Raw genomic sequence first — 24,289 nt, forward strand, 5'->3', positions numbered from 1 at the left:
TCGCTCTCCTAGGCCGCTACGCTCGATGTGGGTTTAGGCCAATACCAATGTTTGGCATCGGGAATCAGCTCTTGCATGGTAAGGCAATGTTGCGGACAACTTTGGCTGCACAACTGACACCCCGTGCACACATCTTTAATTACGGTGTGCAACTGCTTCGGCGCACCTACAATCGCATCAAACGGACACGCTTTTACGCAGCGGTGACAGCCTGAACACTGTGCCTCTTCAATCACGGCCACCAGCTCTTTTTGCTCATCACTGATTTCAATGGCCACGCCCAAAATGTCAGCCATGGTGGCAGCAAGCACTGAGCCCCCAGGAGGGCAGCAATCGGGATGCAGTTCACCACTCACGATTTTTTCTGCCGCTTGCCGACACCCCGCTTCGCCACACTGACCACATTGACCGCCAGGCAGTAAGCCTTCGATTTGGTCCACTAACGGGTTACTTTCGACTTTGAAGAAGGTCGCCGCCATCCCTAGCAGCGCCCCAAGGGCAGCGCCCAAAATCACGAAAAACACTAATGCAGACATCAACATAGCCAACTCCTACGCCATTCCTGAGAAGCCCATAAAGGCCATAGAAAGAAAACCAGCGGTAATAAAAGCAATCGGCGAACCTTTAAATGCTGCGGGAATATCACTGAGCGCTAACTGGCTTCGTAGCCCAGCAAACAGAGTAATCACAATCAGAAAGCCCGTGGCAGAGCCCACACTGAACATCAAGGTGTCGATAAAGCTAAGATTGTCTTGCACCGCAAGCAAGGCGACACCAAACACCGCACAGTTGGTGGTAATCAGCGGTAAATAGACCCCAAGGGCTTGATACAAGGCGGGAAAGGCTTTTTTCACGTAGAGCTCAGTAAATTGCACCACCGCGGCAATCACTAAGATAAACGCAATAATCCGCATGAATTCCAACCCTAATGGACGCAAAATAGCAAACTCAATCATCCAAGTAGAGAGGGTCGCTAGGGTTAAAACAAAAGTGGTCGCAACTCCCATCCCTACAGCGCTACTGATCTTGCTAGAGACTCCCATAAACGGGCATAACCCAAGAAACTTAGCCAACACCACGTTATTCACAAAGGCGGCGCTGAGTAAAACAATCAATCCATCTGACATAACTCTGTCCCCGAAAATCCATTTCCCTGCCTTGGTGCATAGCCTATGCCACGGGGCACGTAATGCACCACCATGAGGCTTAGACCCCTTGTGGCAGCTCGATTTGGCCATTTAGCAACATGGGAAAGAGGCGTTTTGACCTTTGTTACAAAGCCGACAAAGTGAAAAGAAAAAATCGAATTTGTCTCATATCAAACAAGAGTTAAATTTTGTTCTTTTCCACCAGCCCAATAAAAACAATAGTTTTGTTGTGGAATAAGAAATGCATGACACTTGTTTCTTATACTGTTTCTATTGCTAAGGAAGGCACTTATGGGACAAGTCGAAACACGATTGCAAGACTCAATGCCGCCGATGTTTGATCCACAGGCATTTTCGCAAATCGTCTCTAATGCGCCGATAGCGATCAGCATTACTGATGACAACGGTACCATTTTGTACGTTAATCAGATGTTTGCCGATATTACAGGCTATTGCCCAGAGGAACTGATTGGACGCAATTCCTCACTATTGTCATACAAAGCCACTCCAACCCAGGTGTATGAAAACCTCTGGCACACCATCACCTCTGGACAGCACTGGCAAGGACAATTGGTCAATCGCAAGAAAAGTGGAGAACCCTACATCGCTGAAATCTCCATCTCCCGTTTTCGCGATACTCACGGGCAGCACTGCTTTTACGCCATCCATAAAGACATTACCGAAAAACACCAACTGCTGACCGATTTGAAAAATCAGTCGGTGATGTTTGAAGCAGTGCTCAATGCCACCCCAATCGCCATTGCCATGGTGGATAACAATCACCAGTTACTGTTTAGTAACGCCAAATACGACAAGATTGGACAGAGCATTGGTCAGCCCCCAATGAAAGCGCTGCTTGATAGCCTCAATGTCGATTATGGCATCAACACCTTATCCGATTTCATGGCGCAAAAAGATCACCGCTATAAAGGCGTGCACATTGAAAACTCCGGTGCAGTGCGCGAACGCTGGTTCGATTTCGCTTTAGTGCGTATTCCCGTTTCTGACACCACCGCGGACACCTATTTTCAGCCGCAAGATGCGTTTTATACCGTGATTGCGATTACCGAACGAACTCGTGAAAAACTGCTGGTTGAAGAGCGCCGCATCAATTCCGTGAAGCTCATGACGCGCGACAACAAATACGTCCACGCGATGCAAGAGGCGTTAATGGCAACGCTGCATCAGCTGCAAGGCCCGTTTAATATGATTGATTCCGCGATGAACATTCTTAAACGCACCAGCCCTTCATGCCCCGGACTGATTGCCATGGATGAAGCAATGGAAACCGCGCTGCACGCCATGCAAGACATCAAACAAGCGATTCCTGAACGCAACAGCGAAGCGTTCCAACCGGTCAATATCAATCAAGTGATCCGCGATGCCACAGCGATCTGTACCGATGAATTACTGCTCTCATCCACCAAGCTTGAACTGATTTTGTCGCCACGCCTTGGATCGATTAACGGTATGCCGCACCGGCTTATTTTGGCACTTAAACAGCTGATTGATAATGCAATGGATGCGATTCAAGCCGCCAAACGTAACGACAGAACGATTCGCCTCACCACCTTTGAAGAGAATGGGGAAATCAACATTCTTGTTGAAGACAGCGGCGGCGGCATTGCGCCCAATTTGCGGTTGAAAGTGTTTCAACCATTTTTCAGCACCAAACCGAAACACCAAACCGGTTGTCGTGGTATTGGTTTGTCTATCGTGCAACAGGTACTCAATGAGCACTCTGCGACCATCTCTATCGACCAGAGTATTCAACTGAAAGGTGCCTTGATCTGCTTGACATTTCCTTGCTCTGAATGGTGATTTGCTATGACTGAAGAACTGTCCCTTATGGATTTAGAACGTCAGTTACTGGCAGCTATGTATCGTGTCGCCAGTGTGCTGAACAGTAGTCTTAACTATATTGAGTCCGCCGACAAAGTGCTGAAACTGCTGCATGATGATTGTCGGCTAAAATGCGGGTTGCTGACTTTGCTGGATGCGGAACAACAGTCGTTGACCATCAAAGCCGTGCACTCGCCAACCCCCAATGACGCCGCCGAACAAAAACGGGTGCACTACAAAGTGGGCGAAGGCATCGTTGGAGAAGTGCTGCGCCAAGGCAGCTCCATTGTCATTCGTAATTTGGGCAGTGACATGCGCTTTGCCGATAAGCTCGCCCTATACGACTACGAAAAACCGTTTATTTGTGTGCCGCTTAAAAATAGCCGCGCTACTGTGATTGGTGCGCTGTCGGCCCAGCCACCCAATGTGGACGATCAAACGCTAACTCTGTTGACCAAATTTTTGGAGATGATCGCAAACCTCGTCGCGCAAAATGTGCAATTGGCGTTTCAAGTTGAAACCAAACAAAAGCAATTGGTGGATGAGCGGGATGGCTTGCGCCGTCAAGTGCGTAACAACTACAGCTTTCGTAATTTGGTGGGGCATACCAAAGTGATGCGCCAAGTGTTTGAGCAAATACGGTTAGTGTCACGCTGGGATTCCACCGTACTGCTACGTGGCGAATCTGGAACAGGTAAAGAGTTGGTCGCCAACGCAATTCATTACAATTCGCCCCGCGCCAATAACCCCTTTATTAAACTCAACTGCGCCGCCCTGCCGGATAACTTGCTTGAATCGGAGCTGTTTGGGCATGAAAAAGGAGCATTTACGGGCGCGGTAAAACAGCGTAAAGGCCGCTTTGAATTGGCAGACAATGGCACTATTTTCCTCGACGAAATTGGTGAAACCAGCCCAGCCTTTCAAGCTAAGTTATTGCGGGTATTGCAGGAGAAAGAGTTTGAACGTGTCGGCGGCTCCTCTACGTTAACGGTCAATGTGCGCATCGTGGCGGCAACCAACCGTAACTTAGAAGAGGACGTGGCGAATGGGGATTTTCGTGAAGACCTTTACTATCGCCTTAACGTGATGCCGATGTATTTGCCTCCCCTACGGGATCGCATTCAGGACATTCCTGAGCTGGCGGATCATATGATCAAACGGTTAAGCAAAGCGCAGGATCGCAAGCTATCACTCACCGATCCGGCGATCCGACTCATGATGGGCTATCACTGGCCAGGTAACGTGCGTGAGATGGAAAACACCTTAGAGCGTGCGTCGGTGCTTTCGGAAAATGGCGTGATTGAGCCAGAGCTCATCTCCTTTTCCCATATGGACAATCCCGCGCCGCACAAAGTGGTCACGCACACGCCGACGGAGCAGAGTAAACCCACTCCTGCTTTTCCAGCCACGAATGGCCACTCAGCGGGCGTGCATAAGGAAGATCTGGATGAGCGAGAGATGGTGATTGATGCACTGGAACGCTCCGGTTGGGTGAAAGCCAAAGCGGCTCGGCTGCTGAACATGACGCCGCGGCAAATCGCCTATCGCATCCAAATCATGAACATCGAAATGAAACAGATGTGACTAGAGCGGATAAAAATGAAGCGGGTGGAAAATGAAGTAGATACGACAAAACGGCCTTCGGGCCGTTTGTTCTATTTACGACAATTGTTCGTTTCGCCGCAATCAAAACCCAACAAAACCACCATAAATCAATAAATTAGAATAGGAACAAAGATTGCAGTCCTTTATCCATTACTTCACTGGACAGAGGTCGACATGGAAAGTCCTTCTTCATCAAAGGGTTCACAGCCCACTGCCAATGACAATATTCGTCATTTTTTTAGCAAAGAGGTTCAAGACCAAATCGCGCAGCATCCTTGCTATTCTCAGCAAGCACATCAATATGCGCGCATGCATTTACCGGTCGCCCCCGCGTGTAATATTCAGTGCAACTACTGTAACCGCAAATACGATTGCAGCAACGAATCGCGCCCCGGTGTGGTGTCGCAAGTGATGGATTCGGCGCAAGCGCTGCGTCAATTCAGCGCCATCAAACGGCGCGCGCCCAATCTGAGCGTGGTAGGCATTGCCGGCCCCGGTGATGCACTCGCCAATCCACAAGTGACGTTTGCCACGCTGCGACAGATCAAACGCCAAGACCCGAGTGCGCAACTCTGTATTTCTACCAACGGGTTAGCTCTGGAAGAAAACGTTGAAGCCTTGGTGGAATTGGGCGTGCATCACTTAACCATTACCATCAACTGCACTGACCCAGAGATTGGCGCCAAGATCTATCCGTGGATCTTCCATCAGCATCGCCGCTATAAAGGCCGCGAAGCCGCAACCCTATTAATTGAACGTCAGTTTGCTGGCCTGAAAAAAGCCGCCCAAGCTGGGCTTCTGGTGAAGGTCAATACCGTGCTGATTCCCGGCATTAATGATCAGCATATTGTTGACGTTTCAGAGGCTGTTAAACAGCACGGTGCCCTGCTGCACAACATCATGCCTTTGATCTCTGATCCCGCGCACGGCACCTACTTTGGTTTATCCGGCCAACGCGGCCCAACCGCTGAAGAGCTGCAACTGGCTCGCGAAGCTTCCGGTGGTTTTATGCCACAAATGACCCACTGCCAACAATGTCGCGCCGATGCTGTGGGCATGCTTGGCGATGGTGACAGTCACTGCGGCTCGGGTCACGAAGGTGAATCTAGCCCTTGTCATAGCAGCCATGACGCCGAGCAACCGCTCTGTGTCGCGCCCTTTTTATTGGCGATTGCCAGCAATGGCAGCGAACACATTCAAACGCACTTTGGTCATGCCACTGCTTTTGAAATTTACCAATTTGAACCGCGCCAGCAGCAGTTTTTGTTCAAAGAAACCCGCGAGGTAGCGCTCTATTGTCATGGTAAAACCGATTGTCCTGAAGAAGAGGAGAAGAACGCCATTTTGGATGTGGTGAGTGATTGTCGTATCTTGCTCTGTTCACGAATTGGCATTACTCCATGGCGCGAGTTGGAAAAACGGGGCGTAACGCCGAATGTGGATTTTGCCTTCCAACCGATTGCCGATGCACTTAAAGCGATTGCCCGGCAGCAATCAGCACAAGTGGCGGCTCCCCAACAGGGTAAATCCAGCCTTAATGAAGTCACAGCAACAACATGGAGAAGCGCCCAATGAGTTTTACCATTACTGAAAAATGCGTCGGCTGCCACGCTTGTTTGATTGTGTGTCCCAATAAGGCGGTGTATCGCGACCCAGAGGTGACGCGCCAATTTCGCATTCATTCTCGGCGTTGCGACGAGTGCGCCAGTCACTTTGATAACCCTCAGTGCGCTAGCATCTGTCCGATTGAAGAAGCGATTATCGATAGCGCCCATCTGCCCTTAAATCCACTTGGTAGCCTGCAACCTCAAGGCGTAAGGAGCTAGGAATGAATGATGTGTTTACCCACTATTGGTATCCAATCATTGCGGCTTTTCATCAAGGCAAATCCGCACTGCCAGCCCATTTAGGGCTCAGTTGTGACGACTATTATCAGCTGACGGAGCGGGTTGGCTTGTTACCGATTGCTACCCACGCTCTGCCTCAGTACGCCGCTTTGTCTCTGCGCCAAGAGCTGATTGGTATGCGCGATGATGAACTTGGCGAGCTAACCCAATTGCTTACTGAGCATCTGGATACCCGCAAGCCCTATGCCGAGCAGATGGCGCAAGTGCTGGCAAATGCCAGCATGGGCAGCCAACATTTGTGGCGCGATTTAGGGATGCCTGAACGCCCACGCCTCAGTCAGCTATTTCACGACTATTTTCCCACTTTACATGCACTGAATAATCACAATATGCGTTGGAAACGTTTTCTCTATCGTCAGCTCTGTGAAAGTGGTGGTGATTATGTGTGCCGCTCGCCCAGCTGTGAAACCTGTACCAGCTATGAAGAGTGTTTTGGCGAGGAACGCTGAAGATAACTTAACTGAGGCGAGTGGCAGATTTTCGAGCCCAAATAGAGGGCTAAGAAAAGAATAGATTGCCAAGAAAATATAGTAACAAATTGAATTAATTAGTTAATTTTTTAAAAGACTCGTAAATAAAGACAGAATATGCCAGGGAAATGCACAAAATGAAAAAGGTCGCCGCGGCGACCTTTTTCTTATCTAGCATTCGTTACGTAGGGATTAACGAGCCGCTTTTAGATCCACTTCTGGATCAGGTTCTTTAGTAATACGGTTACGTAGGTCACGACGAATAATTTCAATTGACCAGAACCATACTAGGTGACCAAAGATTTCAGATACGTTTTCGTACCATGGAAGGTCAAATAGTGGAGGAGTTAGACCCATTAGAGTGAAAGAGATCCAGTGAACAAACACTTGAGCTAGGAAACCAGCTAGCAGACCTTGCCACAATTTGATTTTAGGGAACACTTCAGCAACCACACAGTAACCTACCGCGAACACGATAGAGAATACGATGTGAGTTACGCCAACCCAGTTAAATACGTGGCCAGCAAAGGTGTATACTGCTGCGTTTGGATCAGCTAGACCTAGGTAATCACGTAGGAAAATGTATGGAGGGTTCAAGAAGTTACGTGAACAGTCGATTTGGCTTGCTGCACGAATTAGAGTTTCAGGACCACATGCTGCGTTGAACATGTCAACTGGGCTACGTGGTGGTAGTGGAACTTCACCACCCCATTTAACGAAAGCAGAAACGATACCAGCGATTAGACCAATAAACGCTGCTAAACCGTAGCGACGACGCGCTGGGTTAGATTGTTCAAAAAGATTCATGGATATACCCATTCAAAAGTGTTTGGAAAAACGGTAATGAGAATGCTAGCACATTCTGTTGCATAAAATACGATTTAGATCAAAACAGATGTGTATAAATTATTAATGAATGATAAAAGATATAAACGTTGCGCAAAAGTAACCAACTTTTTGATTTTAGTTAAAAAGCCTAACGTTAGTACCATTATTAGTGGCTTATATAAGTGCTTACTATTTTAGCCGCGTCACATTAAACATTTGTGCTGTGGGCAAATTGTAACAATATGCTACTCCATATTTATTCATGCCTTCATATTTGTTATGTTATAACATAATTCACATAACCAAGAAGTATGAATCCGCGTGCAACGCATTGACTCCATTAGCCCAATTCTGTCGGTTAACGACCTTTGCATCTCTATCCAAGGGCAAACTCTCGTTAATCATGTCGATTTTTCTCTATTTCAGGGCGAGCGTGTTTGCCTACTTGGCGCTTCTGGATCAGGCAAGTCGCTCACCGCGCAGGCGATCAATGGCACGCTTCCTCCTTATGCCCACGTTTCAGGTTCTATCGTAGTCAATGAGTCAGAGGTGACAGGGCAACCGGTGTTAGCCCGCCAAGCACAAGGGCGCGTTGCCACCATTTTCCAAGATACGTTTAGTGCGCTTAACCCATTGATGAATGTGGGCAAGCAACTGAGATTGAGTACCCATAATCACTCCCATCATGAGTTGCATGATGTGTTGGCGCAGATGCACATCGACCCAACGTCGGATTTGTTATCCCGTTTGCCTGCAGAATTGTCTGGTGGACAACGCCAGCGTTTGTGCATTGCTTTGGCTCTTTTAAGTGGGGCCAATATGTTAGTCGCCGATGAGCCAACCACAGCCTTGGATGTCGTCAGTCAAAAGCAGGTGATAGACCTACTCAAGCAGTGCTGCGGAGCCCAGCACCTTTGCTCTCATGATGAACATCTGCATGGTAGCCCACTCTCTTTACTGTTCATCACCCACGACATTAATGTCGCAGCGCAGCTGTGCGATCGCGCTATCGTGATTTATCAAGGGGAAATCGTTGAGCAAGCGCCAATGCGCACATTACTGAATTTCCCACAGCATCCCTACACCCAAAGTTTGGTGCGCGCGGTGCATAGCAGTCGTATTGCTTCATTAAGTAGTGATAACCACTTTGATGCCACTAACCCCTATTCTTCGACCATGAGTGCCCGTGCATGAGCCGTTTCGCCCCTTTTTTACAGTTACATCAAGTGAGTTTCGCGCCGAATCAACAGGCCATCATAAGCGATCTTTCATTGGCATTTCAGCAACATGAACGCGTCGGTTTAGTTGGAGCTTCTGGGAGCGGTAAATCAACGTTGCTCAAGCTTATGTTAGCCATTCATCAACCCACTTCTGGAGTGCTGCAGTGCCAAGGCGAATCGGTGCGCAAGGGTTTATGGCAATCGCTGAATTGGTATCGCGAGCAGGTGCAATACATACCACAAGATCCACAAAATGCCCTGCCCCCAACGCAAAGTGTGGCAAAAGTATTGGCCGAACCGGTAAAACGTCTCAAAAAACGTGAAGTCACGTCAGCTGAACTCATTCATGCCCTAGAGCAAGTGGGACTTACAAAAGAGACACTGCAGAAAAAGGCGGGTGAGCTCTCTGGTGGTCAAGCTCAACGGGTGGCTTTAGCACGCGCCTTAATCGTGAAGCCAGCGTTTTTATTGGCTGATGAACCGACCAGCGGGTTGGACTTACCGCTGCGTGAACAGATCAAAACGTTATTACTCGAAGTGTGCCAACAAAATCACATGGGGCTGTTGCTCGTCACCCATGACATGTCGATTGTCTCTGGTTTGTGTGAACGACTTTTGGTGATGAACCATGGGGTGATTGTTGAAGATCGCCCGACTCAAGAAGTGTTGCACTCCCCGCATCATATCTACACCCAACAATTATTAGAGGCGGTGCCCAGCATCGAACTGGACGAGCCTCACTTCTAGAAACGCTAAACGTAGTTTGTAATTCTTATAGGATGAAGTATCAATGAAACGATTTAAGCAGTGGTCATTGCTCAGCGTCGCTGTGTCTGCCTCTTTACTTTCTGGTTGTTTTGATTCGAGCAACGACAAACCAGCCACATCAACGAGCACAGCTGAAGCGACACAAGATCGCATTAAGCTGGCCATGCTATTGCCACCACGCTCAGGTTTGACCCCGCTCAGTGATGACGCGTTTAAGCTGTCGCGCTGGAGCACCGCAGAAACCTTGGTTATCTTGGATCAAGAAGGCAACTTAGCCTCGGCACTGGCAACGAAATGGGAACAGGTTTCACCAACCGAGTGGCGTTTTGAACTGCGCCCTAATGTGGAATTTCACGACCATACTCCTTTTGATGCCAAGGCGGTGGTCAATGCTCTGCAAGTGGCTTCCAAAGCAACCCCAAAACCGCGCATTCTTGACGGCATGACTTTAACGGTCAAAGCCGACGGCGAATATGCTGTGGTTGTGACCAGTTCTAAACCAGACCCGTTGCTTGCGCAGCGTCTAACTAGCCCACAATTGGCGATATTGTCGCCAAACGCCTACCAAGAGAACGGCGTGATTAACCCAATCACGGCGGGTACAGGTCCGTTTGTGCTGACCGCTGTGAACGGCACCAGCTCTGCAACGTTAAATCGCTTTAACGATTACTGGGGCGAGAAAGCGCAAGCCTCTGGTATTGATGTGAGTTTTGTACCCGATGGTATTGCTCGTGCTGCTGCACTACGTACCGACAGTGCGGATATTGTCGAAGCAATTCCGGTATCACAAGCGCCGCTGCTTGATCCTTCTTTAGTGCATGAAGTTCCTATGCCACGCACCAATACGCTCTATCTCAATACCCGTTACGGTGTAATGAAAGATCCAGCCGTGCGAGCAGCTGTGCGTGAAGCGATTGACCGCGAACAAATCGTCAATAACGTCTATGAAAAACGCGCGGATATTGCGCAAGGTCTGTTAGGTCCAGCGCTACCTTGGGCAGCCAAGTTGCGCCAACCGGTTGAGCACACCATCGCTCCAGCGGATCCAAAAGGCATCACGATTACGTTAGCCACCTTTACCGACCGTACTGAACTGCCAGAAGTAGCCGTTTACCTTGCACAGCAGTTGACCAAAGCAGGCTTTAACGTGAAACAAGATGTGCGTGAATATTCTCAAATCGAATCTGATGCGTTAGCGGGCAAAGTCGATGCGTTTATTTTGTCACGTGCAACCGTATTGGACTCTGGCGACCCAGTGGCGTACATGTACAGCGACTTTAGCTGTAAAGGCTCGTTTAACATCGCGCAGCTTTGCCAACCTGAAATCGACCAAGCGCTGCAAGTGGCAGGCAGTTTGCCAGCCGGACTTGAACGCCAAAAAGCGATTATGGCAGCAGAAAACCTGATCTTGGCGAGCGATGCGGCGATTCCAATGTTGCATGAACGCGTTATCCAAGGTGAATCGAAACGTGTCGTGGGCGCGATTCGCGATCCTCGTGAACGTACCTTGATTGATAGCCATACGTACATCAAAAGCGGCGAGTCATCGCTATAACCGCCTATAAACAGCAGTAAGAACCGTGTCATCATGAAACTACTTTCGTTACGTTCCATCACCGCTTGGTCTGGCTTAATTTCACTCGGGTCGCGTTTTGCAACCCTAGTGGGCGTGGTCATCTTAGTCGCTCTCCTACCTTGGTTATCAGGGCAAGACCCCGCTCTTGCTTTGCTCCGTGCACGCTCAGCAGAGCAAAACCCAAGTGAAGAGACGCTGAATGCCATTCGTGCCTCATTAGGATTAGACCAAGGGCCTTGGGCGTTAATGACGCAATGGTTACACGGTTTACTGCACGGCGACCCAGGTGTCTCTTGGGTCTCCGGCCGCCCAATTTTAGGTGGCATGTTGGAGGCAGCCAGTGTTTCCCTCACTTTGATGGGACTTGCTTTTTGTGGCGCAGTGATTATCGCCCTAACCCTTGCCATCCCAACCATTCGTTATGGGCTGCGTGGTCAAGCTCACCGCAGCCAAGGGGTTATCGCCGTGATGTTCACGGCTCTGCCTGAATTTTTACTTGCTTCGTTACTGCTGCTCATCGGCGCAGTATGGCTACGTTGGTTTCCACCTTTTGGCTGGAAAGGTTTTCACTATGCGGTATTACCGGCATTATCGATGGCGATTCCTGCAGGGGGTTATTTAGGCCGCTTACTCTCCGACACCATTGCGCAAGTGTTCACTGAATCTTGGGTTGCGACTTGGAGCGTGGCTGGAATCAGTCGCCGTCACATCACTTTTGCCGTACTCAAACGTTCGCTCGCCACCATTCTTCCTTTGGTTGGTTTAGTGGTGGTTTCCCTGACAGGGGGCGCGATTGCGGTCGAAAAGGTATTTGCCATTCCCGGAATTGGCCGTGCCACCTTGGGCGCTGCGATTGCCAAAGATGTGCCGACACTGCAAGTAGGCATTTTGCTGATTTTGTCACTCGCTTTTGGCGTCGGTATTCTCGTCAACATCATTAAAGCGCTCATTCTCGGTCGTGCACTGCGTCAAGGGGCACTGCCGCAACCTAAAGAGAGCAGCATCCAAGTGACCGGGGCTGCGCGAGTCATCCCTTGGGTTTGTCTTGGGTTACTGGTGATGATGATTGTGTTTGGTTTGCCGCGCGACCCGTTTGCTATCGAACATATGCGTTTGGCATCGCCTTCATTTGCACTGCCGTTTGGTGCCGATTCGATGGGGCGTGACATTCTCGCGCGTGTCGCTCATGGCAGCTTTTATACCTGCTTTTTAGCCATCGTTATTGCTCTAATTTGCCTCGTGATTGGTTTTATCGTGGGTCAATTCCCGCGCCTTATGTCGGGGCCAATTGAAATTGCTAATGCGCTGCCGCCGGTGATCACTGGGTTATTGATCGTGGCGATTTATGGTGCAGGGATCTGGGGCGCAAGTTTGGCCGTGGTATTGGTCAGTTGGGCCCCTTTAGCCGCGCATGCCGCCGCTTTGACCACAGAAGTGAAAGCGCGTACTTACATGCAAATGCTGCCGCTGATTGGAGTCGGTCCAGTGAGACGCAATCTGTTCTACTTACTTCCTGCGGTATTTAAACCTCTGCTGCGCCATGCCATGTTGCGTGTACCGGGCATTGCCCTTGCCCTAGCCTCACTCGGTTTCCTTGGCTTAGGCGCCATGCCACCCAGCCCAGAATGGGGCCGCATCCTTTCCGAAGGCATGCCCTACATTGAGCGCAGCTATTGGGTGGTGCTAGCTCCAGCATCATCATTGATCCTGCTATCAATTCTGGCCGTCAGCGCCACCAGCGTTTGGGGCAGTAAGCGGTAAGTGTCGCGATCCGGTTCTCTCTCTAAATAAGCAGGGAGCCAGATCGAGATCGCTACCAGAAAAGCGCACAAACCAGTCCACAAATACACCATTCCATTCTACATTTGCTATAAATTCAGTTAATATATGCATCTCGTTTATATGTAATTTCAAGGAGTTACCATGAAGTGGTTATCGCTAATTTCCCTAGGTCTGCTAGCTGGGTGCGCCCATTTGCCCAATCATAGTAATGAACCACCGTCACGTGATTTTGTCGGAATGGAAAACGGCAAACTGCTTTACCTTGGAAATATTTCTAAAAAACATAACAAGGCGTTATTTAAAGCATTTAATAATGTTAGCGATAAGCCCAACAGACTGGTTGTTTCAAGCCCTGGCGGTGATGTTAAAGCCGGTCTTGAGCTTGGTCGTTGGATTCAGCAAAACAATATGGATGTAGAAGTGCTGCGCCTATGTGCTTCTTCTTGTGCTGACTATGTTCTAACTGCTGGCAATCACAAATATCTTCACAAAGATTCCATCCTTCTCTGGCACGGCAGTGCATGGCAGCAGAATTGGAAAGTGGACGATAACTTACAAGAATCATTCAACAAGTACATTAACGCGGCGCGAAAAGAGGAATCCGCCTTCTTCGCAAGTATTAAAGTCGATAACCTCATCACTGTTTATGGCCAACTACAAAAGCAGCAACACCCAGAGAATTTCACCGATAAGCAAATCAAAGGATATGACTATTCTTTGGCAGACATGAAGCGTTTTGGGCTAACCAACATCGTCTTACTCGATAATGAATGGGATTGGCGACAATATCGCCCTGTTGAAAAACATGAGATCCAACGTATAACACTTGGCAGTGATTATCAGTTCACGTTAAATCGTTTTTGAATCAATCTGTTAAGTTAGCCTATTTTGGATTAGAGGAATAAGTTCGAGATCGAGACCAACAACGCGTTCCAACCCGCTATCAAACATGATGGCGAACTCGACTATTACGACGAACTCAGACCGCCTCTCCCCCTTGTTTTTTTAAGGGGGAGTTAGTGGTCCTGCGCAAAAGCTATCAATGTTCATGTAATACATTGAATTAGTAAGTCATTTGAAAATGATATTTTTAGCTAAAGCGATAAGTTCTGACTGAGCTGTTTCGCGACCTGAAGCAGCTGCGTTTTGGTGTGCTCGATATCGGCAATATGGTGATGTACCGTATTCGAATTCAAGGTCATATATGGGACAGTAATTACCGCCATGACTTCACCTAGTACGCCAAAAATCGGCGCTGTAATATTGGTTACGCCCGAGATTTGTGGACTTTCACCAATGTAATAGCCTTGCTCAATGGTGTTGGCGATATGGCTAGTTGCATGCGCGACTTCCTCTGCGGTAGAACGCGACTTTTTAAGGATATCCGTACGCTGTTTCTCCTCGCTAAAACTCAGGAGTACGATGCCAGAACCCGATGAGCAGATATCGATTTTCGAACCAAGGCGCAAACTAAATCCCATTTTGTAAGGACTCTCTTGGCGCGCAATCACCAAAAGCTCACCGTTCTTATAGCTGCACAAATGGCATGACTGATTCACTGTATGGCACAACTCCTCCATTAACGGATTGGCCCGCTTGAGCAGTTGAGCAATGGGTGGATGCTGGTTCGATAGAGCAAACATTTTTAATGTGAGTGAGTAACATGACGTATCACTATCGTACTCAATATATTGTTTTTCTATCAAAACCGAGAGCATTCGAAATATCTCATTAATGCTGCGATTGAGCTTTTCAGCAATTTGCTTTTTCGATAGCGGCTCTGACTGTTCGGCCAACAGCTCGAGGATCTCTAGCCCTTTCTCTAACGCTGGTGCGCGATATTCTGTTTTCTTATTACTTTCCATAGAGTTTCTTATTTAGCACGAACGCCTAAGATATCCGATTGGTTAAATGCGGCTTAACTTACAAGCATTACAGCTATGGTCAACATTTTTAATGGTTTATTCAGCAACATATTGTGACTCCATGTAAGGTACAGTTATTGTTATCTTTCGTTAGCGAATCGCTTGCATATCCACAAAATCCATATCATCGAAGGTTTGGTTTTCTCCCAACATGCCCCACACAAAACTGTAGTTTTGCGTGCCGCAACCCGAGTGAATAGACCAACTTGGCGACAGCACTAACTGTTTGTCGCGCACCACAATATGGCGAGTTTCCTGAGGTTCGCCCATGAAATGAAACACCACCTGATTAGGGGCAACGTTAAAATAGAGATAGGCTTCCATGCGACGTTCATGGGTATGCGCTGGCATGGTATTCCACACACTGCCCGGTTTGAGATGTGTCACCCCAAGGCAGAGCTGACAAGTCGGCAACACTTCAGGATGAAGATATTGGGTAATGGTACGAGCGTTGGCATTTTCAGTGGAACCTAGCTCAATATGGCGAGACTGTTCGCGGGTAATAATCCGTGATGGATAGCAGTGATGAGCCGGAGCACTCAAACAATATAGAAGCGCTGGGTCTGACTGATCCAGTGACGTAAACTCAACATCCTGTTCACCTAAACTCAGATACAACGCATCTAAATGGTTCAATGTGTATTCCTGAACCGCTGTTTTCACCTTAGCAGAGCCACCTAGGTTGACCAATCCTAGCTCTCGGCGCTGCAGAAAATACTCCACGCCAAAGGCCTTGGTATCGACAAATTCATTGAGTTTTAATGTTGTAGTACTCGGACTCACACCCATGACGACGATTCGGTCTATATGGCTGTAAACCAAGGTAATCTCGTCACTTTTAAATAAATCTTCGGTAAGAAATTCTGAACGTAAGCGATCGGTATCGTACGCTTTAGCATCTAATGGATTGCTGTTGTAATTCGTGTGCATAGGCACCTCCTAATGTTGGAGCTAGCCTAACACTCATTCATATTTGATCAATGTCGTTTATATATGCATAAATATATTTGTGATCAAATCGATCAGAATTATTGAAACGGCGTTTATTTTTTTGAAGTGAGGCAAAAAAAGCCGCTTTAACAGCGGCTTTTACACATCGACAGAAATCAAATTTAAAAATCGTAACCAAATTGAATGCGCATATTACGCTCTGCGCCATACCAGCAGTTCGCGTTGTCGTAACAAGAATAGTATTCCTTGTTGGTTAAGTTAGTTGCACTCACCTCTACCGACATGCCTTTCCATTGGCTGTTTAATTCACCTAACTCGTAACGAGCCATCATATCTAACAAAGCGTAACTTGGTACTTTGCCTTGGTCATTGTTCGCATTCATGTACATCGACCCGACATAACGCCCACCCAACCCGACTTGTGCACCAGACAACCCCAGTTGATTAAGCTGGTACTGAGCCCACAATGTCGCGCTATGCTTGGGTACATAAATCGGAGTGGTTCCCTTTAAACCATTGGCGCTGTCTTTTGTCACCTCAACATCGGAGTAGGTATAACTACCATCTAGCTGCAATAAAGGGGTGATTTTCCAATTAGCTTGGGTTTCAATGCCTTGAGAGCGAACTTCGCCGACTTGGATATCATCTTGGTAGTTGGCAGAAGAAGGATCGGTGACCACGACATTGCTTTTGATGATGCGATAGCCAGATAACGTTCCGCTAAACTCGCCAGTAGCCGATTGATATTTCACCCCAAGTTCCACTTGATTCCCTTTTTCTGGTTCAAAGGGTTCACCAAATTTCGAATCCACTCCGGCAACCGGAGAAAAGCTAGTCGCATAGTTAACAAATGGCGAAATACCGTTATCAAATTGGTACAAAGCACCTACACGGTAAGATATCGCATGACTGTCAGCTTCTGTCTCATAACCACTTACTTCACTACTACTTTGATAATGATCCCAGCGTAAGCCAGTAATAAATACCCAGTTATTCCACAGCATTTGGTCTTGCCAATAACCACCCAACTGCTTAACTTTTATCTGATAGTCATACTCTGCGGCAACCGTTAAGTCTTGAGTGTTCAATAAATTATTGTTGGGATTAAATAGATTGAACGCTGCAAACGCTGCGCTCATACCACTGTATTCACGATAGTCTGATTCCCCAGAAAGATGCTGGTAATCGAGACCAAACAGAATGTTGTGTTCCGCTTGTCCCCAATTTCTTACCAGTGAAAGTTGGTTGTCGACTGTATACCCTTTTGAGTCCTCATCCGTGCTATAGACATTGCGACTTAACGTACCTGTCGCCGCATCAAATCCACTCGCAGTATGGTAGGTGTTCTTTTGACTTAAACTCGCTCGCATAAAGCGAAAGTTTTGTAAGAAATGCCAGTCATTAGCAAAATCATGATCAAATTGATAACCCGCCATAAAGACATTGCGCTCAAATTGACTCCAATTTTTATCACCTACCGACGTTGATGGTGATGTATCACCCGCAACTGAGTGATAAACCGTCCCAGAAGCGGGCATGGAAGAATTCATCCCCATGTTGGGGTCGCGCTGATAATAGAGGTTCAGGTTTAAATGGGTTGCCTCACTCAAATGCCAATTCATCGATGGCGCAATTAAATAGCGTTCTTCTTCGGTATTATCGACCTGACCATCTTGCTTGCGAGCCAAAGCAATCATTCGATAATCAACGGGACTATCAGCCCACTGCCCAGTTGTATCTATCGATGCTTGACGCAGATTGCGCGAACCACCGCTCACCTTAATTTGGGTTTGATGCTCTTTTTGTGGCTTTTTGGCAATGATGTTCACCATACCACCGGGAGGCATTGCGCCGTAGAGTACCGAGGTCGGGCCTTTAAACACCTCGACTTGCTGCATCATAATGGGATCAATTTGTGGCTGGAGATTCCATCCTTTTAGATATTGCAGCACCAAGCCATCGTAATAGCTTTGATCAACCTGAAAACCTCGAATGTAGAAGTTGTCATACATGGTGACCGAACCGCCTTTGGTTTCCGTCACCACCCCAGGTGCATAGCGTAATGCCTGACCAAGAGAAGTTGCCCCTTTCGCTTCGATAGATTCACCGGACAAAACCGATATGGCTTGCGGTGTTTCATCCGGTGCTAATGAGGTTTTTGTGGCTGTATTACGATACTGCTGACCAAGAACCGTGAGCGTTTCTTGCTGTTGTTCTGATGCTTGTACGGTAAAAAATGGGAAGCCCGCAAAAGCAGTCACCATACAAACTTGCGGTAACAATCTGAATTGATGTGAAAGTGACATGGTTGCCCTTTAAAATGAGAACGAATCTCATTTGATTTTATCGATTTATCCAAAGGCAAAACTAACAATTTGGTGCATCTTTATCTTTCATTGAGCTTGGGGAGACATTCGGATAAAAATGACTAGGTACGGGCATTTGTAGACGCGCTTACCATTGAATAGGTAGCCAATACTCCATCACTGCATCCTCTGCTATCGGTGCAAAATGCGCTGGATAACGTTCCAACTCGACGCCATCTACTCCTCGGTATCCCGACTGAGGTAACCAATCGAAAATGAACCATTCAACACTGAGTGACAAGTCAGACACTGGACCTTGATGTTTCAAAACCGCATAGGTTTGCGTTGGCACATGGACATGAGCAAAGGCATCTGGACAACCTGCTGCTTTATCACAACGATTCTCTTGATCACTGACGAGCGCCCAGTAATGCAGGTTATTGCCTTCGCCATCACTCGACCTAACATCAATCAGACCGAGATTCTCTCGCGCTTTATCAAAACCACCTAGCGCATCTAACTGTTGCCATAAACTAGGCACGATAAGAGCAAAATCAGGCTGAGCAGATAACAGCCCCTTCATTTGCCCCTGCAAACCCCACGCAGTAAAACTCGATAAGGTTTCAATTCGAACATCTGTTAGTTTGTCAGGTTTTGCCACTTTATGCTTCGATTGAACCAACACAAGGGGCTGCAACACTCCGGTTAACAACCCTTTCTGACGATACGTTTTGGGCGTTATACCAAAATGTTGCTTAAATGCGCGGGTAAAAGAAATTTCAGAATTAAAGCCCGTTGCTAAAGCGATATCAATGATCCGGTCTCGACCATTAAGAAGCTGTTGCGCAGCCTGACTAAGCTTGAGTTGACGAATATAACTGGCAACCGTAAATCCGGTTTCATACTGAAATACCCGTTGCAACTGCCAACGAGACCAACAGCTTTTCTCCGCCAACAGCTCAAGAGAAAGAGGCTCTTGAATATGATGATTGATGTAATCAAGTAACTGACAGATACGTGTAAGTGATGGCATAAGGTAAGCACTTCAGAGTTAACAGCGCGCATTTTCGCACAAAATGCTCGTAAACGAGAAGTGTTATCATTAATCATATCGCCTTATCGACACTTTCTAATAATGTGTTATTAGTAACGAATTCAGCTAGACAATTGATCTACCTAAAAAAGACAAATAAGTTGCGGTTACTTTGATTTGCCGATAATGTTCATTTATGCAACAGTTTGATTACATGAATTCCCTTTGTTATCCCCACCTCAAGGACTGAGGTTCACCGTTAAATTCATAAGGACAGAGAAAAAATGAGCAGAAATTCAATGAGCTATTATGGGTACATTTTCTCTCATCTCTGTTCCATCGTGGCATTTCGCAGTGCATCGGTGGTGATTATTTGGGCATTAGTACAACTGTTTGGTCACGCTGAGAGTGTGGGTGTGTTAGTCGCGGTCATGTGGGTTGCCAATATTCTGTTCTTACCAATATCAGGTTATTTGCTCGACCGCTATGCAAAGAAAACCGTGGTGCTGTTTTGCAGCATCGCATCGGTGTTATTGGCGTTTATCTTATTATTTTCTTACCAAAGTTTTATCAGCTGCTTAATCCTTATTTCACTTTTGTCGATATTAAACAGTGCCATATCTACTGCGCCCAATACCTTGATTCCCCTGCTGGTGAGTAAAGAGAACCTCACGAATGCCATCGGTATCTCTTCGACCTTAAACTCACTGCAAGTGATCATTGGTGTGGTGGTTGGCGGCGGAGTGATTTATGCCGTGGGGATAGTGAATTCTCTGCTCGCTACCTTTGTGTTGTACCTGATTTCATTGATCTTGTTTAGCTTTGTGCATTTGCCTGCTGGTGAAAAGCCCGCTCCTTCAGCGGAGAGTAAAGCGCTGCAAATCACCCAAGGTTTTCGCAGCCTAAAACAGCTTAAACCGGAGCTGATGTTCTGCTACTCCGCCATGGTCGGTAACTTTATTCTCACTCCCCTAATTTCCGTTGTCGTTCCGATTTACGTGCAGCGAATCCTCAATAACGACATCAGTTATGTGGTGCTGTTCGAATCTTCTATCGCTATCGGTATGTTGGTTGGCGGGACACTATCGGTGAAGATGAATCGTTGGTTAAACCGTTATCAACAAGTGTTGCTCGGCGGTTTATTGATTGGTTTAGGTGTCATTAGCTTTGCGTACACTCATACCGCCGCAATCAAAGCTATCGCACTTTTTATTTCAGGAATGGGGTTAACGATCAAAGGGATTCAATTTAGTTCACTGCGCGGTCACGCCGTTCCGGTTAGTCATAAAGCGCGGATTGAATCTGCCATTTTTGCCCTTTGCGTGTTAACCATCCCGCTTGGTAGCATGGCATTTAGTTACGCGATTGATATCAATCTTTTTAACATTGATACTCTGATCATGACCATGGGCGGTTTGATCATTCTCTCACTGGCGTTTATTACCCAAACTAGAGATTGTATTGAAGCCTTAACGGCCCAAGATACTCAGCTTGAAAACTATTACACCACGCGCTATCCAAAGGCGTTTTTCTAGATAACTTATTAATAGAATGGAATTTAAAGGGCATACGCTTTTAACCGGTGATAAGCCATTAAATTACTTTAGCTTTCGTGCATGTGACGCTCCCCGACCCTCCCTCTAAAGAAGGAGGGAGCCAGATCGAGATCGCTGCTACAACCCCCCTCAAGCCAGTACTAAAGCTTGCTGAAAAAAGCAAATAGAGCCAATAAGTTACAGCGCGCTCGATACGGTTCTCCCCCCTTGTTTTTTTAAGGGGGGAGTTAGAGGCTGACTTTCCTACACAAATCCCTCGATAAAAATTGAGGGATTTTTTTGAACTTTTATCTCACTGATTGATCTCAACAAAAACTGACAAGTTGAGGTAGGTTACTATGTTTTCAGCAGATACAGAGCAATGGGCCAGAGATACCTTTCACCACTCCGAGTTAGGCGATCGCCGTCGCTCCAAGCGCCTAGTACAACTTGCCTCTTCTTTGGCTAATCATTTAGGACAATCACTTGTGCAATCTTTGAAATCTCCCGCTGATATTGAAGCTGCTTATCGCTTTACTCGCAATCAAGCCATTGACCCTCAAGCCATTGCCGAGGCTGGTTTTGCCGCAACGGTCGAAAATACGAAGCACTATGAGTGCTTACTGGCGTTGGAAGATACCACTTCACTTGAATTTTCCCATTCAACTGTCCGGGGAGACATGGGGCATACGACCTCGAATAATTACTCCCGAGGGATGTTCGCCCACTCCGTCCTTCTTTTTGCACCACACGAGCAGCATGTCGTTGGTCTTATTGAACAAGAGCGCTGGACTCGAAATATCAAAGATTACGGCAAGAGTCAGAATCATGCGAAAAGACCGTATCTTGAAAAAGAGAGCTACAAATGGGAACGCGCATCTCGAGCTATGGAAACTCGCCTTGGCGAAGGGATGAGCAAGATTATCTCCGTGTGTGACCGAGAAGCCGACCTTATTGAATATTTGGCTTACAAAACATCTAATCAACAACGTTTTGTCGTTCGTTCGATGCAAAGTCGCTGCATATTGGAGAGTGAAGATAAACTTTATCAGTACAGCGCGTCCTTAACTGATGCAGGTATGAGAACAGTTCAGGTCAGACAAAAAGGCGGCCGTAAGGCACGACGAGCTGTGTGTGAAGTTCGCTACGCCCCCATTACAGTGAAGGTTCCATCCAACAAAAAGGGAGAACCTGTAGAGCTTTATTATGTAGGCTGTCAGGAGCGTGAACAGGAAAAAGGTCTCAACTGGCATATTCTCACATCAGAGCCAGTCCGCTCAAAAGAAGAGGCCGAACGAATATTAGATTATTACGAAAAGCGGTGGCTAATTGAGGAGTTCCACAAAGCGTGGAAGAGTGGTGGAACTCAGGTTGAAAACTTACGAATGCAAAGCAAAGAAAACTTGGAGCGAATGGTTGTCATACTGGCTTTCATTGCCGTTCGGTTGCACCAACTTCGTTATCTTGGGCTGAACAAAGAAGAAGCCGAGAAACAGAGTTGTGAAATGATATTGAGTCCTCAAAGCTGGAAGATCCTGTGGTCAAAACAGGAAAAGAGAAAGCCGCCAAAGAAAGCACCGAGTCTCTATTGGGCATACATTAATCTTGGGAAATTAGCCGGTTGGTATGATTCTAAACGCAACGGGCGAGTTGGCTGGGAACGGCTTTGGGAAGGATGGTTTATTTTGCAAACCATCCTTGAAGGTTACTTGCTTGCCAAGTCTCTAGATCTTTGAGATGTGATCAAGAGACAGGAGTTAGAGGGGGGATCATGCTCTTAAGCCAATAATATCCACATAATTCATTGAATTTATTTACAATTAATCATGATATTTTTAGCTTTTCTTTGTGTTCCGAATGAAAAAGCAAACTTACTTAGATGCCGCTGTTAACTGTGTTTGCCTCCTCCATGAATTACCCTAAGTCGTTATCAACGAGTGTGACATCTGCCCCTACCGAAAGCTGTTTTACCAGTTAAGCTTGATTAACGACTGAGCAAATACGCTCTCTTGCAGAAGGAGCCGCAGATGAAAAAGAACACTCGCTATGTTTCTGAACGGGCAGACATTCCAGAAAAAATGCACTGTTTGCCTAAATGGTTTACTGAGCTGCATACCGATTATGATCTCTCCGCTTGGTGCTTTTACGGGTATCTAGGCACAGGTTGTCAGATCCACGGAGTGAGCCTCATGCTGCAATATAAAAATGAGGAATATTGGGCGGCGTTTGGTCTCTACATCCCTGGTGCTCACGGTAAATGGTCATTCGCAGGGACCAAAAATAAAAGCAAATTAAAAGTCGATAATCCAACCGACAGTGAAAAATGGGCCGCTTGCGGTACCGTTGAAATCCCCGGCCCAGGAAGAATCAGAATTGCGCTGTTAGAAGGGGAATTTGGTCAACCCGATGCACTTTATCAATTAACCGCTGATGTGTGCTCCGCAGTCGATCTGTTTGCCGCTGCCGGCACGGACGTCACACCCGATCTGTTTTTGGATATCCAACTCAGAGACAAACTGGGCGCTGTACCAGTAGGATATGGTCCTGCTTCATTTTTACCTAACTGGTTAACCGATAATCAATTGAATATTATTGATAATTTTTACGGTTCCTCAACCAGCGAATACCTACAAAACAGCCAACCAGAGATGGAAAACCAAGGCTCTTATTATTATTCATCTCCACGCCTTGAACCTGAAGACTACACCATAGTGAAATGGTCTGAAGGTGAACCCCATGTGCAACATGGCAAGTGTGGCTGCTTGTGGATGGACCATGTAGTGCAAAACTTTGGTGAACTTAATCATCTATCCAAAGAGGCAACCGTGTCATGGTATTGGTTTGCAATTCCCAAATTACCTGGCTGTCACTCACTTGCCGTCACATCGCTTTGGTACGAACATGCGCCGGATATGCTGCCATTTAAATCCGCCAGTCTTTATACCCCTTGCGCCAACCATCCGGAAAAGGTGTACACCTGTTTATGGGATATGGACCGAATTCAGATAACACGGGACAAAGAGCAAAAAATCTATGAACTGACCTTAGAAGGCAATGATGAATGCCCCAGCATTGCATTGACGTTAACCGCAATCGAAGGTAATCAAACCTTAGGCCCAGCGATTGAGGGATTATTCAAAGTCACAGGCACAATTGATGAACAAAACGTTCCAGACGATTGCTACGCTTGGGGCGAAATTTCTTTGCCCTCCACACAAACCAGCACATCGTTACTCAGTGACATCGGCAAACTTATCCACGAGATAAAGCATCCTCTGTTTTTCTCTCGAAAGTAGGTTTCTGAGTGTGTGTCTGGGGCGTTATTTTACATAATCACTGACCCAAGCATTGCCTCCATCTGCTTTAGCTGATGGAGGCAAATCATTTTTATCA

20 protein-coding genes are annotated in these 24,289 nt (G+C 47.0%); 13 read left to right on the top strand and 7 right to left on the bottom strand.

Translation table 11 applies throughout. The annotated features are described in order from the left end of the window. Positions 1-8: 8 nt before the first annotated feature. Both OCV11_RS22295 and rsxA read right to left on the bottom strand, forming a co-directional pair. Positions 9-542, bottom strand: a complete 534-nt coding sequence (locus OCV11_RS22295) for an RnfABCDGE type electron transport complex subunit B (protein ID WP_261896651.1) — start codon at positions 540-542, stop codon at positions 9-11. Positions 543-551: 9 nt separating this feature from the next. Beyond that, entirely contained in the window at positions 552-1,127 is a 576-nt protein-coding gene (gene rsxA / locus OCV11_RS22300; RefSeq protein WP_261896652.1) for an electron transport complex subunit RsxA, read from the bottom strand. A 312-nt stretch (positions 1,128-1,439) separates the two neighbouring features. Here rsxA and nifL point away from each other — a divergent pair, with 312 nt between their 5' ends. From nifL to OCV11_RS22325, 5 genes are all read left to right on the top strand, one after another. Beyond that, complete coding sequence (gene nifL, locus OCV11_RS22305) at positions 1,440-2,969, top strand: nitrogen fixation negative regulator NifL (RefSeq protein ID WP_261896653.1); 1,530 nt, start codon at positions 1,440-1,442, stop codon at positions 2,967-2,969. 6 nt (positions 2,970-2,975) lie between these two features. Then, a complete protein-coding gene (gene nifA / locus OCV11_RS22310; RefSeq protein ID WP_261896654.1) occupies positions 2,976-4,574 on the top strand; it encodes a nif-specific transcriptional activator NifA in 1,599 nt (532 codons plus the stop codon). A gap of 195 nt (positions 4,575-4,769) precedes the next feature. Beyond that, complete coding sequence (gene nifB / locus OCV11_RS22315) at positions 4,770-6,170, top strand: nitrogenase cofactor biosynthesis protein NifB (protein ID WP_261896655.1); 1,401 nt, start codon at positions 4,770-4,772, stop codon at positions 6,168-6,170. Then, complete coding sequence (locus OCV11_RS22320; RefSeq protein WP_261896656.1) at positions 6,167-6,421, top strand: 4Fe-4S dicluster domain-containing protein; 255 nt, start codon at positions 6,167-6,169, stop codon at positions 6,419-6,421. The genes nifB and OCV11_RS22320 overlap by 4 nt, the downstream gene beginning before the upstream one ends. Before the next feature lie 2 nt (positions 6,422-6,423). After that, positions 6,424-6,951: a nitrogen fixation protein NifQ gene (locus OCV11_RS22325; RefSeq protein WP_261896657.1), complete on the top strand. Its 528-nt coding sequence runs from the start codon at positions 6,424-6,426 to the stop codon at positions 6,949-6,951. A 213-nt stretch (positions 6,952-7,164) separates the two neighbouring features. Here OCV11_RS22325 and OCV11_RS22330 read toward each other — a convergent pair whose 3' ends face one another. Continuing rightward, entirely contained in the window at positions 7,165-7,779 is a 615-nt protein-coding gene (locus OCV11_RS22330; RefSeq protein ID WP_261896658.1) for a YagU family protein, read from the bottom strand. A 342-nt stretch (positions 7,780-8,121) separates the two neighbouring features. Between OCV11_RS22330 and OCV11_RS22335 the strand changes: the two genes are divergently transcribed. The 5 genes from OCV11_RS22335 (at position 8,122) to OCV11_RS22355 (ending at position 14,010) form a co-directional block, all read left to right on the top strand. Continuing rightward, positions 8,122-8,994, top strand: coding sequence for an ATP-binding cassette domain-containing protein (locus tag OCV11_RS22335; protein WP_261896659.1), 873 nt, complete (start codon positions 8,122-8,124; stop codon positions 8,992-8,994). Then, entirely contained in the window at positions 8,991-9,767 is a 777-nt protein-coding gene (locus tag OCV11_RS22340) for an ABC transporter ATP-binding protein (RefSeq protein ID WP_261896660.1), read from the top strand. Before OCV11_RS22335 ends, OCV11_RS22340 begins: the two co-directional genes overlap by 4 nt. A 43-nt stretch (positions 9,768-9,810) precedes the next feature. Next, positions 9,811-11,343 (top strand): ABC transporter substrate-binding protein, encoded by a 1,533-nt coding sequence (locus tag OCV11_RS22345; protein ID WP_261896661.1) that lies wholly within the window; start codon positions 9,811-9,813, stop codon positions 11,341-11,343. Between the two features lie 33 nt (positions 11,344-11,376). Then, positions 11,377-13,125 (top strand): ABC transporter permease subunit, encoded by a 1,749-nt coding sequence (locus OCV11_RS22350; protein ID WP_261896662.1) that lies wholly within the window; start codon positions 11,377-11,379, stop codon positions 13,123-13,125. A gap of 162 nt (positions 13,126-13,287) precedes the next feature. Beyond that, positions 13,288-14,010: a hypothetical protein gene (locus OCV11_RS22355; protein WP_261896663.1), complete on the top strand. Its 723-nt coding sequence runs from the start codon at positions 13,288-13,290 to the stop codon at positions 14,008-14,010. Between the two features lie 230 nt (positions 14,011-14,240). Here OCV11_RS22355 and OCV11_RS22360 read toward each other — a convergent pair whose 3' ends face one another. The 4 genes from OCV11_RS22360 to OCV11_RS22375 all read right to left on the bottom strand — a co-directional run bounded on the left by OCV11_RS22360 (position 14,241) and on the right by OCV11_RS22375 (position 19,361). Beyond that, positions 14,241-15,011: an IclR family transcriptional regulator gene (locus OCV11_RS22360; protein ID WP_261896664.1), complete on the bottom strand. Its 771-nt coding sequence runs from the start codon at positions 15,009-15,011 to the stop codon at positions 14,241-14,243. Positions 15,012-15,161: 150 nt separating this feature from the next. After that, positions 15,162-16,001, bottom strand: coding sequence for a 5-dehydro-4-deoxy-D-glucuronate isomerase (gene kduI, locus OCV11_RS22365; protein WP_261896665.1), 840 nt, complete (start codon positions 15,999-16,001; stop codon positions 15,162-15,164). A 182-nt stretch (positions 16,002-16,183) separates the two neighbouring features. Further along, positions 16,184-18,328, bottom strand: coding sequence for a TonB-dependent siderophore receptor (locus tag OCV11_RS22370; RefSeq protein WP_261896666.1), 2,145 nt, complete (start codon positions 18,326-18,328; stop codon positions 16,184-16,186). A 148-nt stretch (positions 18,329-18,476) separates the two neighbouring features. Further along, on the bottom strand, positions 18,477-19,361 hold the full coding sequence (locus OCV11_RS22375) for an AraC family transcriptional regulator (protein WP_261896667.1): 885 nt from the start codon (positions 19,359-19,361) through the stop codon (positions 18,477-18,479). Positions 19,362-19,645: 284 nt separating this feature from the next. On the opposite strand from OCV11_RS22375, the gene OCV11_RS22380 reads away from it, so the two are divergent. The 3 genes from OCV11_RS22380 to OCV11_RS22390 all read left to right on the top strand — a co-directional run bounded on the left by OCV11_RS22380 (position 19,646) and on the right by OCV11_RS22390 (position 24,192). Then, on the top strand, positions 19,646-20,896 hold the full coding sequence (locus OCV11_RS22380) for an MFS transporter (RefSeq protein ID WP_261896668.1): 1,251 nt from the start codon (positions 19,646-19,648) through the stop codon (positions 20,894-20,896). 359 nt (positions 20,897-21,255) lie between these two features. Further along, positions 21,256-22,632 carry an IS4 family transposase gene (locus tag OCV11_RS22385; RefSeq protein WP_261892255.1) on the top strand — a complete coding sequence of 459 codons (1,377 nt, stop codon included), beginning with the start codon at positions 21,256-21,258 and terminating at the stop codon, positions 22,630-22,632. A 291-nt stretch (positions 22,633-22,923) separates the two neighbouring features. After that, positions 22,924-24,192, top strand: coding sequence for a hypothetical protein (locus OCV11_RS22390; RefSeq protein ID WP_261896669.1), 1,269 nt, complete (start codon positions 22,924-22,926; stop codon positions 24,190-24,192). The last annotated feature ends 97 nt before the right edge of the window (positions 24,193-24,289 follow it).

The sequence above is a fragment of the Vibrio porteresiae DSM 19223 genome (assembly GCF_024347055.1).
Classification (GTDB): domain Bacteria; phylum Pseudomonadota; class Gammaproteobacteria; order Enterobacterales; family Vibrionaceae; genus Vibrio; species Vibrio porteresiae.

Excerpts from the sequence above, each read along its gene's own strand:
- OCV11_RS22295 (WP_261896651.1), bottom strand. The coding sequence starts at position 542 with ATGTTGATGTCTGCATTAGTGTTTTTCGTGATTTTGGGCGCTGCCCTT.
- rsxA (WP_261896652.1), bottom strand. The coding sequence starts at position 1,127 with ATGTCAGATGGATTGATTGTTTTACTCAGCGCCGCCTTTGTGAATAAC.
- nifL (WP_261896653.1), top strand. The coding sequence starts at position 1,440 with ATGGGACAAGTCGAAACACGATTGCAAGACTCAATGCCGCCGATGTTT.
- nifA (WP_261896654.1), top strand. The coding sequence starts at position 2,976 with ATGACTGAAGAACTGTCCCTTATGGATTTAGAACGTCAGTTACTGGCA.
- nifB (WP_261896655.1), top strand. The coding sequence starts at position 4,770 with ATGGAAAGTCCTTCTTCATCAAAGGGTTCACAGCCCACTGCCAATGAC.
- OCV11_RS22320 (WP_261896656.1), top strand. The coding sequence starts at position 6,167 with ATGAGTTTTACCATTACTGAAAAATGCGTCGGCTGCCACGCTTGTTTG.
- OCV11_RS22325 (WP_261896657.1), top strand. The coding sequence starts at position 6,424 with ATGAATGATGTGTTTACCCACTATTGGTATCCAATCATTGCGGCTTTT.
- OCV11_RS22330 (WP_261896658.1), bottom strand. The coding sequence starts at position 7,779 with ATGAATCTTTTTGAACAATCTAACCCAGCGCGTCGTCGCTACGGTTTA.
- OCV11_RS22340 (WP_261896660.1), top strand. The coding sequence starts at position 8,991 with ATGAGCCGTTTCGCCCCTTTTTTACAGTTACATCAAGTGAGTTTCGCG.
- OCV11_RS22345 (WP_261896661.1), top strand. The coding sequence starts at position 9,811 with ATGAAACGATTTAAGCAGTGGTCATTGCTCAGCGTCGCTGTGTCTGCC.
- OCV11_RS22350 (WP_261896662.1), top strand. The coding sequence starts at position 11,377 with ATGAAACTACTTTCGTTACGTTCCATCACCGCTTGGTCTGGCTTAATT.
- OCV11_RS22355 (WP_261896663.1), top strand. The coding sequence starts at position 13,288 with ATGAAGTGGTTATCGCTAATTTCCCTAGGTCTGCTAGCTGGGTGCGCC.
- OCV11_RS22360 (WP_261896664.1), bottom strand. The coding sequence starts at position 15,011 with ATGGAAAGTAATAAGAAAACAGAATATCGCGCACCAGCGTTAGAGAAA.
- kduI (WP_261896665.1), bottom strand. The coding sequence starts at position 16,001 with ATGCACACGAATTACAACAGCAATCCATTAGATGCTAAAGCGTACGAT.
- OCV11_RS22370 (WP_261896666.1), bottom strand. The coding sequence starts at position 18,328 with ATGTCACTTTCACATCAATTCAGATTGTTACCGCAAGTTTGTATGGTG.
- OCV11_RS22375 (WP_261896667.1), bottom strand. The coding sequence starts at position 19,361 with ATGCCATCACTTACACGTATCTGTCAGTTACTTGATTACATCAATCAT.
- OCV11_RS22380 (WP_261896668.1), top strand. The coding sequence starts at position 19,646 with ATGAGCAGAAATTCAATGAGCTATTATGGGTACATTTTCTCTCATCTC.
- OCV11_RS22385 (WP_261892255.1), top strand. The coding sequence starts at position 21,256 with ATGTTTTCAGCAGATACAGAGCAATGGGCCAGAGATACCTTTCACCAC.
- OCV11_RS22390 (WP_261896669.1), top strand. The coding sequence starts at position 22,924 with ATGAAAAAGAACACTCGCTATGTTTCTGAACGGGCAGACATTCCAGAA.